At 45.5% G+C, this 15817-nt stretch carries 14 protein-coding genes and 1 pseudogene; 3 read left to right on the forward strand and 12 right to left on the reverse strand.

Annotation, left to right across the window (positions count from 1 at the left end):
• Positions 1 to 98 precede the first annotated feature (98 nt).
• The 3 genes from MKY48_RS18420 to MKY48_RS18430 form a co-directional block, all read right to left on the reverse strand.
• Complete coding sequence (locus tag MKY48_RS18420; RefSeq protein ID WP_213646620.1) at positions 99 to 314, reverse strand: helix-turn-helix transcriptional regulator; 216 nt, start codon at positions 312 to 314, stop codon at positions 99 to 101.
• Between the two features lie 9 nt (positions 315 to 323).
• Complete coding sequence (locus tag MKY48_RS18425; protein WP_339265292.1) at positions 324 to 806, reverse strand: DUF2975 domain-containing protein; 483 nt, start codon at positions 804 to 806, stop codon at positions 324 to 326.
• A gap of 260 nt (positions 807 to 1066) precedes the next feature.
• On the reverse strand, positions 1067 to 1981 hold the full coding sequence (locus MKY48_RS18430; RefSeq protein ID WP_339265293.1) for an arginase family protein: 915 nt from the start codon (positions 1979 to 1981) through the stop codon (positions 1067 to 1069).
• Positions 1982 to 2087: 106 nt separating this feature from the next.
• Between MKY48_RS18430 and MKY48_RS18435 the strand changes: the two genes are divergently transcribed.
• The gene (locus MKY48_RS18435) at positions 2088 to 2429 is read left to right on the forward strand and encodes a helix-turn-helix domain-containing protein (RefSeq protein WP_076321586.1); all 342 of its coding nucleotides are present in this window, start codon (positions 2088 to 2090) and stop codon (positions 2427 to 2429) included.
• Between the two features lie 136 nt (positions 2430 to 2565).
• Here MKY48_RS18435 and MKY48_RS18440 read toward each other — a convergent pair.
• A pseudogene (locus MKY48_RS18440) lies at positions 2566 to 2867 on the reverse strand (hydroxylamine reductase); the annotation flags it as partial.
• Positions 2868 to 3039: 172 nt separating this feature from the next.
• Between MKY48_RS18440 and MKY48_RS18445 the strand changes: the two are divergent.
• Positions 3040 to 5364 (forward strand): helix-turn-helix domain-containing protein, encoded by a 2325-nt coding sequence (locus tag MKY48_RS18445; protein ID WP_339265297.1) that lies wholly within the window; start codon positions 3040 to 3042, stop codon positions 5362 to 5364.
• Positions 5365 to 5425: 61 nt separating this feature from the next.
• Here MKY48_RS18445 and MKY48_RS18450 read toward each other — a convergent pair whose 3' ends face one another.
• The 5 genes from MKY48_RS18450 to MKY48_RS18470 form a co-directional block, all read right to left on the reverse strand.
• On the reverse strand, positions 5426 to 6442 hold the full coding sequence (locus tag MKY48_RS18450; RefSeq protein WP_339265299.1) for a glycosidase: 1017 nt from the start codon (positions 6440 to 6442) through the stop codon (positions 5426 to 5428).
• A 76-nt stretch (positions 6443 to 6518) separates the two neighbouring features.
• Positions 6519 to 8132: an extracellular solute-binding protein gene (locus MKY48_RS18455; RefSeq protein WP_339290272.1), complete on the reverse strand. Its 1614-nt coding sequence runs from the start codon at positions 8130 to 8132 to the stop codon at positions 6519 to 6521.
• Positions 8133 to 8185: 53 nt separating this feature from the next.
• Positions 8186 to 9097, reverse strand: coding sequence for a carbohydrate ABC transporter permease (locus MKY48_RS18460; protein ID WP_076321589.1), 912 nt, complete (start codon positions 9095 to 9097; stop codon positions 8186 to 8188).
• A 16-nt stretch (positions 9098 to 9113) separates the two neighbouring features.
• Positions 9114 to 10103 (reverse strand): ABC transporter permease subunit, encoded by a 990-nt coding sequence (locus MKY48_RS18465; protein WP_339265302.1) that lies wholly within the window; start codon positions 10101 to 10103, stop codon positions 9114 to 9116.
• Positions 10104 to 10787: 684 nt separating this feature from the next.
• Positions 10788 to 11264: a GNAT family N-acetyltransferase gene (locus MKY48_RS18470; RefSeq protein ID WP_339265303.1), complete on the reverse strand. Its 477-nt coding sequence runs from the start codon at positions 11262 to 11264 to the stop codon at positions 10788 to 10790.
• Positions 11265 to 11599: 335 nt separating this feature from the next.
• Here MKY48_RS18470 and MKY48_RS18475 point away from each other — a divergent pair, with 335 nt between their 5' ends.
• On the forward strand, positions 11600 to 11725 hold the full coding sequence (locus tag MKY48_RS18475) for a hypothetical protein (protein WP_339265305.1): 126 nt from the start codon (positions 11600 to 11602) through the stop codon (positions 11723 to 11725).
• A gap of 362 nt (positions 11726 to 12087) precedes the next feature.
• Here MKY48_RS18475 and MKY48_RS18480 read toward each other — a convergent pair whose 3' ends face one another.
• The 3 genes from MKY48_RS18480 to MKY48_RS18490 form a co-directional block, all read right to left on the reverse strand.
• A complete protein-coding gene (locus MKY48_RS18480; protein WP_339265307.1) occupies positions 12088 to 13485 on the reverse strand; it encodes a DUF4179 domain-containing protein in 1398 nt (465 codons plus the stop codon).
• Positions 13445 to 13978: an RNA polymerase sigma factor gene (locus tag MKY48_RS18485; protein WP_339265308.1), complete on the reverse strand. Its 534-nt coding sequence runs from the start codon at positions 13976 to 13978 to the stop codon at positions 13445 to 13447. The genes MKY48_RS18480 and MKY48_RS18485 overlap by 41 nt, the downstream gene beginning before the upstream one ends.
• Before the next feature lie 229 nt (positions 13979 to 14207).
• On the reverse strand, positions 14208 to 15665 hold the full coding sequence (locus MKY48_RS18490; RefSeq protein WP_339265310.1) for a S8 family serine peptidase: 1458 nt from the start codon (positions 15663 to 15665) through the stop codon (positions 14208 to 14210).
• Positions 15666 to 15817 lie beyond the last annotated feature (152 nt).

Genomic DNA, 15817 nt, shown 5'->3' on the forward strand with positions numbered 1-15817 from the left:
GTCAGTTTATTGTTTCGATGCTGTTCCCCATCAGACATTCATCTCATCAACTATGAATCACCAAAATGGCGATTTTTTGCGTCCTTGCTTTATGATCCTTACGTGTTCTCGTCACTTTTGTATTCTAAAATATCTCCAGGTTGGCATTCCAGCGCTTTGCAAATGGCTTCTAAAGTTGAAAGCCTAATGGCTTTGGCCTTTCCATTTTTCAATATAGAAAGGTTAGCCATTGTTATTCCAACCCTCTCCGAAAGTTCGGTTACGCTCATTTTTCGCTTAGCCAGCATGACATCAATATTGATTATAATCGCCATAGTATCACCTCAGACCGTCAAATCATTTTCAGATTTTATATCAATTGCCTCTTGTAGAAGCTTTTGAAGAACTGCAGCAAAAACGGCAATCACCATGGACGCAAAAATCAGTGCCATTCCGATGAGTATGATACCTGGGGCATCGTCTTTCTCCGCAATCAGATAGAAGAGTGGCATACCTACCACAAACAAGCTGCTGATTATGGTTGCACAGTATTTTATATTCTTTAGAACGCGCACGGATAATTCTGAAAAAGCTTTGTTCTTGTCAATATAGCCTATAAGCTTATAAGCCTGATACAAAGCAAAATAAAAAGGTATCGCTGCTGCATACAAATCGATGAAAACGAGATATTTCAAATAAGTATGATCTGGATACAATTCTGCAGTGAAATTCGCTATCCTTGGTACCACAAATATACACAATGCAAGAATTGGGATTCCAATAAGAATAACAGCTATCCTTAGAAAGAGTGTGGATCCACGTTTCATTAAAAGCACCTCACTTCATTATTATGAATTTGATTTTATCAATAAATTTATCGTTTTACAATAAATATTTACTGTTTATTATTATATTTATATTGATATTAAGATATGAAGGCCTTCCTCAAGGAATGGCCTTCATTTAAACGAAATCAATCTGAATCATTGCACTTGCTACCATAAAAAAACACACCCTAAAACTAGGGTGCGGAATGTATTTTCTAAGTATATGCAGTTCGTTGTTCTATTAAAATACTTTTATAATTTTAGTTATTTAAAATGGGTATATCTCCAAGGAGTTTCTTCAAGTTAATGGAGTCCCACGGCAAATGCTCTGTTATACCTAATCCAACGACATCTGTCGCTTCAGATAATTCTTTAAGCAAACTCACTAGTTGAGGCATTTGCATGGTTCCCTTAGGAGATAAATTAAAGGGTTCTTCAGGGTTAGCGAATAATAGAGAACGAAATGCCTGTGGATCAAGTACGTCTAAATCAAGGTGAATAGCTAGGTGCTTAATGCCGCTTTCTTTGATCCATTCTTTTATAGATTCAGTACTGCTCGCTAACTCTTTCGTTCCGGCCGTTCGAATACCAAGTCTTTGAATCATTTCCGTGTCTGGTTCTGTAGGTGCAACACCTAGTCTTTGAAACGCTTCTGAAATCACTGCAAGTTCTTCTTCTGTAGGAGTCGCTAATCCTGCAATAAAGACATTTTCAGGTTTTAGCGGGATTTTCACATGTTTTGCAAACTCCTCATCTCCCTCTCCCAAAAGATTCCCGAGAGGTAATGCGTGCCCGTTATCATAGCCGACATAATTGACCAAATCAGAGTGAGCGTCGATCCATATTAAACCTAATTCCCCATCGTACCGCTCGTTTAAATAGGCAAAAGGAGCTTGTTCAACTAAGCAATCACCGCCAAACATGACGATGCGATCTGGCTTATGAGCTTCAATAAGATGATGAGCAGCCTCTAGCTGTTTAAGCAGCTGTTTTCTTCCATTCATTCCATCCTCGTTTTCTAGCGGAGTTCCATCATAAGTTTGAACCGGTACATGGATAAGGGGCTGATCACTGTCCGGAGCTAGCCAAGCAAGCAACTCGGCTCCAAAAGAGTAGTTCGGGTTGTTTCCCCCTTGCCACTGTGGCATTAACAGGCGTATTGTTTTTTTAGTCATTTGTTTCTCTCCTTTACATCAAAGTAAGGTTAGTATAGACTGAGCACAAATAAAAAAATAGTACGCACAATTATGATAGGTACTACCCGAAAGGATAGTGTTAAGTATGAGTATGGCTGAATTTAAAGGTAAAGTTAAAAATGTTCAAGATACACCTTTTGGATATACCATTTCAATTATTGGTGGTAAATGGAAAATGGTTATTATGTACCTTTTGGCAGAAAACCAAACCGTTCGCTTTAATGATCTGAAAAGACAAATAGGAGCAATCACTTACAAAACATTGAGCTCACAGCTCAAAGAATTGGAAGCTGACGGCCTGGTGTCACGCAAAGAGTATCCTCAAGTTCCGCCAAAAGTCGAGTACAGTCTTACAGATAAAGCGGAAACGCTATTACCCATCTTGGAACAGTTATGTGAGTGGGGAGCAAAAAACCAACACCATTAAGCCCAGCAAAAATAAAAAAATGGCGATCCCAGGGAGTTCATCCCTGTACCGCCATTTCCAAAAGAGTCAATTAAGCGGCTTTAGTCCTGAATTTCTTCAGGGTAAGGCCGTTTAATTTAATTTGCCATTTGAATAATTATGACAATGCCAGCCTGGCATTCATGTCTTCCTCCGCCGTTGTAATCAGCTTCAGGCTGAACATGTCGACCAGGATGTCCAGGACCCCATTGGAGATGAACTCCGGTGGTTTCGGTCCAATTCGGATATCTTGAATGCCCGACTGAATAAGCCCAGCAGAATAGCAACGGCCTTTTGCTCAAACCAGGACAGCACGATGCTGACGGGCAGCTCATTGACCGTACACCCGAATGCATCGGCCAACGCCAGTGCAATTTTGACGGTGCATTGCCCCAGATCGATATAACGAGGAATGCCTGTATCGCCAACGGTGAGGTTACGTTTAAGTAAAGAGTAATTATTAGAAATTTAATTTTTAATATTTCTCTGAATTATATCATTATAATGATATAATGTTTCAAGTAACTTATCGTTTTTGATAAAATCGGATTTCCGCAGACATGAAAGAATGCAATGGAGGATTTTCACCCAAATGACCATTCACAAGCTCAGATCATTCATCGTATCCACTTTCCGGATAAACTGGAATCACTTTAAGTCGAAGCTGCTCTTAAGATACGTTCTGTCTTATATTCTGATCTTCCTGATTCCCCTGACGGGGGTAACCATTTTCGTTTATGATAGCGCTGTCAACGGACTTCGTTCCGAGATTGAACTATCCAACATTAATCAATTGAACCAGGTCAAAATGAACATCGACTCCCGTATCGCAGAGCTTCGGGAGATTTCAGGCCGAATCGCTTATGACAGACGCTTAACTCCTTATATGGTTCGTGATTCTTATTACAGGGTGGAAGCCATTCAAGCTTTGGCCAACTATAAGGCGAACAGCAGCATCATTGAAGACATTTTCTTATACTATCATAACGACCCGGTTATCTATTCTTACCGCGGCCTAACGAATGTTAACGTTGCGTTCGATTCCTTTTATCGTTATGAGAACTGGAATCTGGAAGATATAATCGTTGCTCTGAACGAAACGAATCAGATGTTAATACGGCCTGCCGAGAATGTTACAATCAACAGCTCTAGGCAGGAGGCGATGCTGACTATAATCGTACCTATTAAGCCCAATGCTCCCTATCCCTACGGAAGTGTCATATATATGGTGAAAGAGTCCAACCTTACCGGGGTCATGGATTCCATTCTTAGCGATTTCACCGGGAGCAGCTACATCTTCAATCAAAATGATGAAGTGCTTACAGCCAACCATCAAGGCGTATCCCTGTCTCAAGAACATCTCGGGACATTGGCTGCGCTTGATGCCGGCATACACAATGTCTCCCTGAAGAATGACAAGTACTCCGTCGTATCCGTCAAATCCGGGGAGAATGGCTGGAACTACATGACCATCATGCCAAGCTACCAGTTCTTCAGCCGGGTCGCTCATGTACAGACGCTCATTCTCATGGTGTTTGGCATCGCAGTCGTAACCGGAGTGCTCGCCGCTTTTGTACTGGCTAGACGCCAATATCACCCGATTAAGGACTTGATGGAATTCGCCAAGCTCAGAGTCAACGATACCCCAGAGCCAAGAACGCGCAATGAATGGGATTGGATTCGTCAGACCCTTCACGATTACAGTGCCCGTATCGATATGCAAGAACCCTTCGTGCGCAACCAATGCATGCTGCTTCTACTGAAGCACGGCAAGCCGGATGATCCCGAAATCGAGCGAATGATCGCCGGAGTCGGACTGGAATCTCCCCAAGAACAAGTCATTTATTTCTGTGTGATTCTGTCCTGGGAAGAAAACGATGCGACCGAGGATGTCCAGAATGATCGTCAGCAGGTGCATGAAATTCTCAGCCATGTTGAACCATCAGGGCTTCATGCGAATATTTACGGCGTTGAATTCTCAGCCGATAATCAATTTGCGCTGATCGTATCACTTCCTGACCCTGGTCAAGATTTGCTGAAGCTCCGGATGGAGCAGATCATTCGCGCGGTCCAGGAATTGATCTCCGAGAACACGCGGCTCGATCCGAGCATGGGCGTAGGTACGCCTTACCGGAGTTTAGGGCAGCTGAACCAATCCTTCATCGAAGCCGCAACCGCACTGGAGCACCGAATGGTTGGCAGCAGCCGCATCACCTATTTCGACCAATTGGCAGAGCAGAGTCATCCTGTCGCCAAAGGCGTGTGGCTTCCAAGAAAATCGCTGCTCAAGCTGGAGCAAAGCCTGAAGCAAGGCAACGAGTCGGTGGCTGTGCAGATGATCGCCGAGATGATGGAGACCATCCGGAGCGAACCGCTGCAGATTCATCTGCTGCGCTGCATTTGCTTCGATCTGCTGAACGCACTGCTTCGTTCCGCCTCCGAGGTCGGAATGAACGAAGTATTCAGCAATATCTCGGACTATACGTCGTTTGAGACGCTTGAGGAATTCGAGGACAAGCTGTTGTCGCTGACGACAGAGGTTTGCGAGAAGGTTGAGCGCAACCATGAGCAAGCAGCGCCTAAACTGATCGATGATATCGTACATTATGTGAATCAGCAGTTTGCCGACTATACGCTCAGCCTGGAGCATGTTGCCCTTAAATTTTCCGTCTCTACCTCTTACTTAAGCCGCAGCTTCAAAGAGAAGACCGGGATCAGTTTCTCGCAGTATATCTGGAAGAGGCGCACGGAAGAAGTCATTCGGCTGCTTGTGACGACAAGCGCTCCCCTGAAGGAAATCATCGAACAGGTGGGCTACCTGGATGCACCCAATTTCATCCGCAAATTCAAGAAAGAAACCGGGCTTACGCCCGGTCAGTACCGCAAACAACATCACTCGAATAGGCTGGATATATAACAGAAGGGCCCTTTAGGAGATCTTGTCTCGAAAGGGCCCTGATGCTTCTACTTCACTTCACTCACTGCGGTTCGTTCAAGATATGCTCTACCAGCTCATCGACCGGCACGGTAGCCAGTGCAATTGCAGTATCGGTCACACCATAATAGATATAGAGCAGGCCGTCTTTGACCACGTTTCCTGTCGGGAACACCACATTCGGAATTTGATAACCGAATTTCTCATAATATGTTTCCGGTTCCATAATGAAATTCTTAGTTCTTGCTATGACCTTCTCAGGGTTGTTCAGGTCAAGAAGCATCGCCCCAACACGGTAAACGACCTTATCATCAACGCCGTGGTAAAGGACCAGCCAGCCTTTATCGGTTCGCACAGGTGGCGTTGCTCCGCCAATTTTCCTGGATTCCCACGCCGTATTCTCGGCCTTGGCCAGAAGCTTCGGCTCTTCCCAATGAACCAGATCCTCTGAGTATGTAATCCACATCGCCGCGCTGTCCGTTCCGTAAGCCGCACCCACGTATTCCTCCGGACGGCGCAGCAATACATATTTTCCGTTAATCTTCTCAGGGAACAAAATGTTGTCACGGTCGTTTATGTCGAGTGGTGTCGTATCTGCAACGAATTCCCAGTCGATCAGATTGTCCGACTTCACAATCGAAGAGCGAGTGAGCCAGTGGCCTTCCTCCTCTCCCCACCCGTCCGGATATTTCGGAATCGAACGCTCCGGTATGCCCGCTCCTGTCGGATAGTAACTCATGGCGCACGGCCTAAGGGCATAGTTTAGATAGTACGTGCCGTCAATTTTGACAATCCGCGGGTCCTGGACGCTTCCATATGGAAAGCCCAGCATGTCAGGAGTCACGATCGGCTCGTCTTTTACGTGCGTAAAATTCACTCCGTCTTCACTCTCCAGCAGTCCCAAAACATTCTTGCAAGGCGTTAGCGAGCCTGCGGTACGCTCGATCATGTAAAACTTGCCGTTGTCGATAATAACCGCAGGATTGAATACGGTGACTTTACGCCATTCGTACTTCCCCGGAACGACGATCGGATTGTTCGGATGTCTCGTAATTTTCATAGACTATGCCTCCACATTTGTATGATATTCAGGATTTAATCAGGCCCACTTGAATTCTACTAGGCACAATTTATGTTTAGTTTGACTTCCAGCGGTCATATGCACCTTGGTAGATTTCAACGACCCGGTCGGCACCCATTTTCTTCATCGTGTTCAGGTAGTTATCCCAATTTGACAATGGTTCTGCTCCGGTAACGAATTTCGCTTCCATCTGTTGTACATACGTGCTCAGATCAGAGTTCAGACTGTTAATTTCAGTTTGCTCTTCAACGGTAAGGAACAACGCAGGGAATGGAGGTCTGGCTCCGCGATCAAGCAGCTTTTCCTTCGTTTCCTTCTCAACCCACAGATCAAAGTCGGTCTTCAATCCTTTATTAATATCGTCCGTGTTGATGGTAGGAGCCGGAATGCCGTAATTTGGTGTCAAAGTCGCACGGTAATCCTCCATTTCCTTGCCGTCTGGAACAGGCAGATAGCGCTTCACACGATTGGCTTCATCCGTGTACTCCCACAGCTTGCCTTCAGGTCCTTTGTTGAAAAAGAGCGATCCTTCATAAGAGTAAAGGTAGTCCACCCAACGCATCGATGCTTCAGGGGCAGGATTGGTAACCGTGATGGCAAAAGCTCCCGTAGTAATCCCTCTGTTCTTGGCGATGGCCGGCTTGTCTACCAAATCGCTCTTCACCGGAGCAAACATCGGATCTTTGGTGGACGGTTCTCCCCCTTTGGTCATGTAGGCATGCCAGTCGGAGAACAGGGCCACCTGATTGTTCTGTGCCTTGGCCTTTTTCTGTTCTGCAGTTTGTGAATAGCTTTCGTGGTCAAGCAGATCCTCTTTCCATAGACGGTTCATATAGACCAGATACTCTCTGAAGCCCTCTTCTATCGGGGTATAATGAACAACATCCTCATCATCAACATAAATTTCGTCTTCATAAACGCCGAAAGCGCCAAGAAGCCAAGTACGAATATCCCGAGCATTGGTCGTTGCTGTCGATACGGAAGAGATCGGGATTTCATCGGCGACACCATTGCCGTTCGGATCTTCTTCTTTTACCCGCTTCAGGAAGGTATAGAGCTCCTCAGTCGTCTCCGGAAGCTTGTCGATATTCAGGGCCTCCATGAAATCTCCGTTATACCACATCGGGTTGCGATACCAGTGCTGGCTTAAATCGATCGCAGGCAAGGAGTAGATATGCCCATCAGGAGCGGTAATGGATTTACGGATCTCGGGAATCTCGTCCATCAGCGCCTTGAAGTTCGGAGCATATTCCTCGATAAGCTCCTCAAGCGGAATCAGAATTCCCTGCTCGCCATAGTTCATCTGTTCAGCCGCCGTCAAGCCTGCAGCATAGAAGACATCCGGGTAATCGCCGCTGGCAAATACGAGGTTCTTCTTCGTATCAAAGCTATCCTTCGGAGCGTTTAAGTATCGGAAGGAAATGCCCGTCATTTCCTTCATCTGCTGCAGAACGATCATATCCTGCCAGTTCTGAACACCGACATCAGGTGCCATCATCGTCAGCGTTAGTGGTTCATTAACAATCGGGAAGCCTTCCTTATTCACTGCGGCTGCTTCTGTTGACTTCGTTCCAGTAGTCGTATCGCTGGCCGAACTGCATCCGGCGAGCAGAGACAGGGCCGTCATGCCCGTCAACACCAGCTTCCAAGGTTTGCTTGTCATCTTCATCCATGTTTCCTCCCTTTGAATACTCAAGTTCATATTTTTATAAAACGCTTTCATCATCCTTTTACAGAGCCAATCATGACCCCTTGGACAAAGTATCGCTGTAAAAAAGGATAGAGAGCCACAATCGGCAGTGTCGATACGACGATAACCCCGTATTTGATCAGTGATGCGGTTTCGGCTTTGGAATTCATTGCCCTGGCGGCATCCCCGCTGATTCCCGCGCCGGTCGTCTCCGCCGTCATTTCCTGAAGAACCAGAATCTGCCGTAATACCATCTGCAGAGGGTACTTGCTCTCATCGTTGAGATAGATCAGAGCCGGAAAATAGCTGTTCCAGTGACTGACCCCGTAAAACAAAGCCATGACTGCGATAATCGGTGCGGACAGCGGCAGAATAATGCGGACGAACAGCTTCAGGTTGGTACAGCCGTCCATGTATGCCGCTTCCTGCAGTTCCTTCGGGATCGTCGTCTGAAAGAACGTCCGGGCAACGATGATATTCCATACCGATGCTGCTACGGGAAGAATGAGCGCCCCCATCGTGTTGATCAGCCCCAAATTCCGGACTACGAGATACGTTGGCACAAGCCCTCCGGTAAAGAACATCGTGAACAGAATAAATCCCAAGAACAGTTGACGACCGACTAAATCAGACCTGCTGAGCGCATAGGCTGCAGGCAGAGTTACGGCCAGGTTCAACAGCGTTCCTATCCCAGTATAGACTATCGTGTTCAGATATCCGTTCCAAATCTTCGGGTTTTCGAAGACCAGCTGGTATCCGGCCAAGGTAATCTCCTTGGGAAACAGCCACATCGCACCCGAATTCACCTGCTGCGGGCTGCTGATCGATGCGCTGAGAATATAAATAAGCGGATAAAGAACAACAATCAGAGCGATGGATAAATAGATATAGACGCTGCCAAGAAATACCTTGTCCCACTTCGATTCCTTCATAGCGGTAACCAATGTACTTTCCCCCTTTCTACCATAGGCTGTTCTCGCTGGTGCGTCTGGCAATCCGGTTAACCGTTACCAGTAAAATGACGTTGATAACGGAGTTGAACAGGCCAACGGCTGTCGAGAAGCTGTACTGCGCGTCTACCAGACCGGTCCGGTAGACATAAGTTGAAATGACATCAGAAGACTCCATATTCAGTGAGTTCTGCAGCAGCAGTATTTTTTCGAAGCCTATCGTAAGAATGTTGCCCATGTTCAAAATTAACAAAATGGTGACGGTTGGGAGTATGGCCGGCAGGTTGATGTGCAACAATCGTTTGAAACGACTGGCCCCATCCACGATCGCAGCTTCATGCTGCTGGGGATCGACACCGGACAGCGCAGCCAGATATATAATGGTCCCCCATCCAGTGCTTTGCCAGACCCCAGACAGAACATATACGGTCTTGAACCAGGCCGGATCCGACAGAAAATTCGGCGCGTCGATGCCCATCCATTTGATAAATTGGATCAGTATGCCTGTGGACGGCGATAAGAACGTAATAATCATACCCGCCATGACAACAACGGATATAAAATGAGGCGCATACGTAACGGTCTGGACTATTTTCTTGAAGGGACCCGTCCGGATTTCGTTGAAAGCAAGCGCCAGGATGATCGGCAGCGGAAACCCGATTAACAGCTCGTAGAAGCTGAGGCTGAACGTATTCCACAGCAAATCCCAGAAATAGTAGGAATGGAAGAAACGCTCAAAATGATCGAAACCCACCCATGGGCTGTCCATGATTCCTTTGCTAGGGATAAAGTTCTTAAAGGCAATCTGGATACCATACATGGGCGCATAGTGAAATACAAGGAAATACAGCATGACCGGCACCAAGAACAGATAGAGCTGCCAGTTCACCCTGATTCTTTTACCAAGAGACGTTTGGTTTACACCCTTATTAGGCGGCTTCGTTTCGCGATGGATTGAACGTCTTTCGGATATCACAGCAAGTAGTCTTTTCCCCTTCATGCTTCCCCTCCTTTCTCAAATATCGATTCATGTCAGGTTATCTGGTTCACTTACGTACATCACGTTTCAGTGATTAACAGGTAACGCTTACATTCCAAAGTGTAGAGAAGACAACATGACATCGTAAATGTGTAAGATGTGCATTGTCATCCGTCTGTCCGGCGTAATCCCGCTGCTATCATCAATTTTCTCATTCGAATCTCCGCGATCATTGCTCATATATGATGTTGAGAATGTGTGAATTATGAACCAATATCAAGTTTCATAAGTTACATATTGTGCTCCATCAAGCATTGTACGAACACCGCCTTCGAACACCGAACAACTCGCAGGAGAACAAGGAAAGACAAAATAAGATACAATATAGGAGAGAATCCTAATGAACCTGCCAGCCTCTATTATTGAGCATTTGAATGAAGCCGAAAAGCGGCTTAGCCATCATCCCAAACTGCAAAGATGGTACGGACACTGCTAGCCTTGAGTCGGGTAGCTTTCGCTCGCCCACAATTTGCTCAAGAAGAATCAATAACCAAAAGCCAGAAATGGCAGTGTAGGGATTACCTCCCTAGCACCGCCATTTCCTTATTATTGTTGTTTCTTTCATCTATCGAGTGGTCTTTTCGAGCGAACAGATCTTAACTTTTGGGACAATCTCTTCTAAGGTTGATCCATTGAAGCAGTGAATCAGAGTTGTAACACGGTTATTAACTCGTCTCCACTGCTTTCGCCGTTGTCACGGAAACCGTAGCTTTCATAAAGCTTTTTGGCGGCCATGTTATCAGCCTTATAAGAAATCCAACAGTAATGTGCTGGCCCTGCCGGAAAGGTACGGATAAATTCCAAGATTTTTGTCATGGCTTTTCGACCATAGCCCCTGTTCTGGTATTGCTTGTCCATCATCAGCCGCAGGATGCAATAGCTGTCGTCTGCGATTGTCGGGAGTTCGTACCCGGTGATTCTATAAGTAATCATAACAAAACCGACCGGCTGTTCATCCGCGTAAATGGCAAATGGAAATGGATGTCCGTCATTGGTTGCAAGGACATAACACGAAGCCACGCTCGACAGATTGGACGCAACGAAGCGCCGTTGATCTTCTGAAACTTCCAGATTAAATATGGCACGTCGGTTTTCTAACGTGATTTTTCTGAGTGTAATCATGCAAGACTTCTCCCCTCATTATCATGTCTTATTCGTTTTGCGCCGCGGTCGCTTATATAACATACAATTTATCCAAAAAAAGTAATAGACTTATATTGAATTTTTTTATATACTATCATGTATCTATGGCTTTATTGGGTATCAGAAATATCAGTCAACCGGCACATCCTTGTGCCGGTTTATTTGTTGTTAATATAAGCTGCCCCTTAGCATTCCTGTAAATGGATACTCCAGATGGAAAGCATTCATTTTGCTCGTTGTCGCTTATTCATCTGTTCCACCGCATTCTGCTAACTCATTGGGATTGACCGTTAACTTTCAGGCTGCCGCTAACCATGTCGATTGGGGAATTAAAATTGACCGAAAAGGTACTGGAAATGGTAAAGGTCAAGGGGATCAGCGGCGAAGGCGAAACTGCTCACGGTGAACATTTAAAAGTAGAGGCTGAAGATACATTTTAATGAAGTAACCCCCCATAAAGTCGATATTGTTGGAAACCCATATGGGAAACCAATCATACTTTAGGGGGGGTTATGAGGAAGAAGCTGATTGAACAACTCTTGAGCGGACCGTGATTCCGCTATTTGTGAACAAAGGTGCTAAGCATAAGGTTAAGCGGACACAGGTTCCGCTATTACCGATATATCACCGCAAAATCAGGGAAAAACCGAGAATAACGGATCCTGTGTCCGCGAATCCTTGAATTTGGTACAGTTGTTGGGAAATAGCGGACCTCCTGTCCGCAAACATCAGGTGCACTCCGCGCACAGCTGTGCACACCGACACATCATCCACACTGCCCATCAATCGTCCGACGTTTACATTATTGAATCGGTATTGTCATTTCCAGCTCTTTCGGGAAAATGGGATTTTTGTATTCATGGGTGACAAAGACTGGCTGTTGATCCGGATTCAAGGCCGGGAATTCGGTTACGTAATCATTATTTTGGGCGTCAACTAACTTCGTCTCCGTTTCTTCCGATGGAATAATGTACATGTCCCATGGGAAAAAATTGTACTTACCTTCCAAATCCTCGATGATCAGCCCTGTTTGCTGAAGGGGGTCAATGACTTCTTTCCGGTAATGTACCATCGTCTTATCTTTTAACCGTTCCACTTTCGTCACTAGCAGACGACCTAATTCCCCTTGAGGAATAATTAGAGGATGATCGGTCGACGGTTCATGATTCATCGGCACTCTAATTCCATATACCGGAACATCCCCGCGCAAATACGGACGGAGCGTAATGGACTTCGGTGTAACAAGGGGCACTTCAAATTGAAAGGTTCCCAGCTGAATATGCGTATCGTCTTTAACGTAGCCATCTCCTACCATCGCATAATATTCCAACTCAATTCCAGTATCTGTAATAGCCTGGATGTCATACATGGGATCTTGCGCTTTAGCTGCCGGCCGCCTGTATTCCAATTCCACATCCATCGTACCCGTACCTGGTTTAATGCCTATTTTTTTAATCAGCAGGGTGGTTTCCCCATCCGTTGCACTCATCATCGGCATCCATGATTTCATTCCGGAAACGGTCTTTTTAACGGGAATTGAAAAATCCCAATGGCCTTTAACTCCTCCCACGGCTGCTACTTCGATCGTTAGTTCGAACTCATCCGGTAACTTCTGTTTAAATGGCTGCAAGCTGATTTGTCCTACTCCTGTTTTGCTATCAATGGCTTGAGGACCACTCGCACCTACGGAGTCTGCGTAGGGCTTGCCGTCAATTTTGAATTTGATTCCGTTTGTGGGACCACCCATATCGAAAAAGCCATCCTCAACCTGTTGTATATAACCAATGGAGAGACGATCACCGTCATACATCACCTCTTGAATTTGCAGCGTGATCCCGTTATCGTTCACACTTTGCTCGAGTTGCGCAGTCATTCCTTTTTCAGAAGCTGTCTTCAAGCCGATATCGCGAACGTACTGAAACACAGAACCTACGAACGGAATTTCTTGTAGTACAGACGCCATAACTGGGAAGACAAAGCCGCTGCCGAGAATCACCGCGCAGGCCGTAAGAGTTCCGACTGCGGTTAGCAACAAGCGGCGGACAATCCGCTGTGAGCGGTTTTTATGAAGCATGCCGGTTGTACGTTCTGAACGATCCTCGCTGGCAACACTATGCCGGACTCTCTCCATCAAACGGTCAACATCTGTCTCCATTGATTCATAGGATCGTTTCGCATTCTGAATCTGTTGTTCGATCATGAACTCCTGCCTCCTTTAGCGATCGGTTAAGTTTTGCTCTTCCTCGTGCCAGTCTTGATTTCACGGTTCCTGTCGGGACGCCGGTAATGTCTGCGATTTGTTGGACGCTCAGCTCTTCTAAATAGTGAAGGACGATAGGGATACGCATAACCACTGGCAGTTGTAAAATCACTTCATACATCTCGTCGCGTGTTGCCGAACGCAGAACAGTATCCTCCGTACTAAGCGACGACCTTTCCGGAAGAAGGTTAGTTACGATTTCACGGAAACTTCGTCGCTTTGCCATTTTGCACTCGTTGATAACGATCTTCGCCAGCCATGGAAAAGGATCTCGCAGCTGATCAAACGTTCCCATCGCATAATACGCTTTGATGAATCCGTCCTGGACACGGTCATCAGCTTCAGCCTTGCTGTGAGTCAAGGTATACGCAAGTCTGTACAGACGGTTCGTATACTTCTCCATCCAGTCTCTTAATCTTTCTTCCTGCTCCACGAATCTCACGCTCCTTTCACAGGTAATATGCAGATCAATCGCTTCTGGTTCCCACAGTCCACAAAAAAGACAGAAATAGCGCTAGTCTAATCTTTAAGCTCAAGCTATAAGGCACTACAATGTAGCTAAGTCTATTACAAAAATGCTACCTCGGAATAACCCATGTACTCTATTCAAAACTGGCAACCCAGCTAACAGGCAAAGATCTTGTGAAACAATTGCTTCCCGCTTATCCATTTCTATCATTAAGCCATTGTATTAGCGGAGAGGCTTTTGAGAGAATAGAATCTGGATCATGCGTTGTTTCAAGTTGCGGAAAGAAGTCAGGAAACATGGCAAGATATTCGCTTACACACCATCGAACTGTCCAATTGATATCCGTTGATAATGGAATCCATTGGGAACCTTCATTTTTCCTTGCGTCTTGTAATAATGCATAGGCGTACCAACCACGAACGCCGCCTTCCGATTCCTGAGCTAATCGATCCCAGAAATCCTGTCGCTCCGCTTCGTTTATGGGCTTTTCCAAAGCCGAAACAGCGATTTTTTTTACGATGGGTGAATGATCGTATGTATATTGCCATAAAAGATCCCGTGAGCAAAGATGCTTTTCCACGAGCGTAGATAGAGCAACCGCCCTTTTCGTATCATCTTGTGAATGTAGTTCTTTAAGGGTGTGCCTGATCTGCAGGGATGGTAAAGTTTCTTGAGGTTGATTCGTTATCAAACCCAATTCAATCGCTGTTTTTGCTTTGGTGACGTTAATCCTAGGAGCTAGATTATCATAGCCATCTATACGATCGCCGTATGCAGTCAACGCAGAGCGTAGAGTTGTTGCATCTAAACCTTGGAAAACAGACATTAGGTATGCTGCGACTCCGGTTACGAGTGTTGCTGCGCCTGATGTTCCCCAATAATAGGAAACGATATCTGCTTTTTTATTGAATTCACAAAAAGGAACGGTTAAGTATACTCTTGGTGCTAGAACATCGGGTCTGAAGTGCCCCTCGGCATTTCGTCCATACGGTTCATCGGGAAATGGTAAATGGTTATGGTGCTCAGCGAGGCCACGGTCATTGTATCCCCCTACTGCTAGATAATCGCGAGGTGGCAAAATATTAGCTGTACGCGTATTCCCATTTGAACATACCACGAGAACCCCGCTTCTAACTGCTGAAGCTAGTGCCTGAACCGTGCTGTTTTTTCTTGTGCTTTTCAGATATACCTGATGATCTAGCGCATGCCATCCTGTACTTAATATGATTCGTATATTCCATTCTTTCTGTTTATTCATAATCCACTCGATGCCCGCTTTTAATCGTTCTCCTTCCCCGGTCCTGAACGCCCCGTGATTAAGTACGATATAATGAGCCGCCGGTGCAATTCCTATATGCGTTTTTCCTTGTACAACAAAAGATTTATGGGATAGTGCCAGTAGTGTCATTAATCCATGCTCACCACTAGCGTCATCATGGTCTACGGGCTTTTCTAAAGCTATATTTTGGCATGTAATGGAGAAGTCGTCATGAACGGTGACGTATTTTAATCGATCGCCTAAATGCTGAATTGCAGGATGAGGGGTAATTTTATCAATAATAACAATACCGATGTTTTTCCCGGATTCCGTAAAATCTGGAGCTTCTGGAAAGCCTAGGCGTGCCCATGTAGGATCGGGTAATTTACTCATGTATTTGTGCTCCTTATAAAATAGTATACGTATCTTTAACATAATGCTTGTTCAATCTGTTGGTTCTCTTAAAGGAATTAACAAAAAACAACCCCGAACATCATATATCTTCAGGGTTGTTGTCTTTAATAGCATGTTTGCATGTCGCTCGC

Origin of the sequence: Paenibacillus sp. FSL W8-0187 (assembly GCF_037969755.1) — a bacterium.
Classification (GTDB): Bacteria; Bacillota; Bacilli; order Paenibacillales; family Paenibacillaceae; genus Paenibacillus_AQ.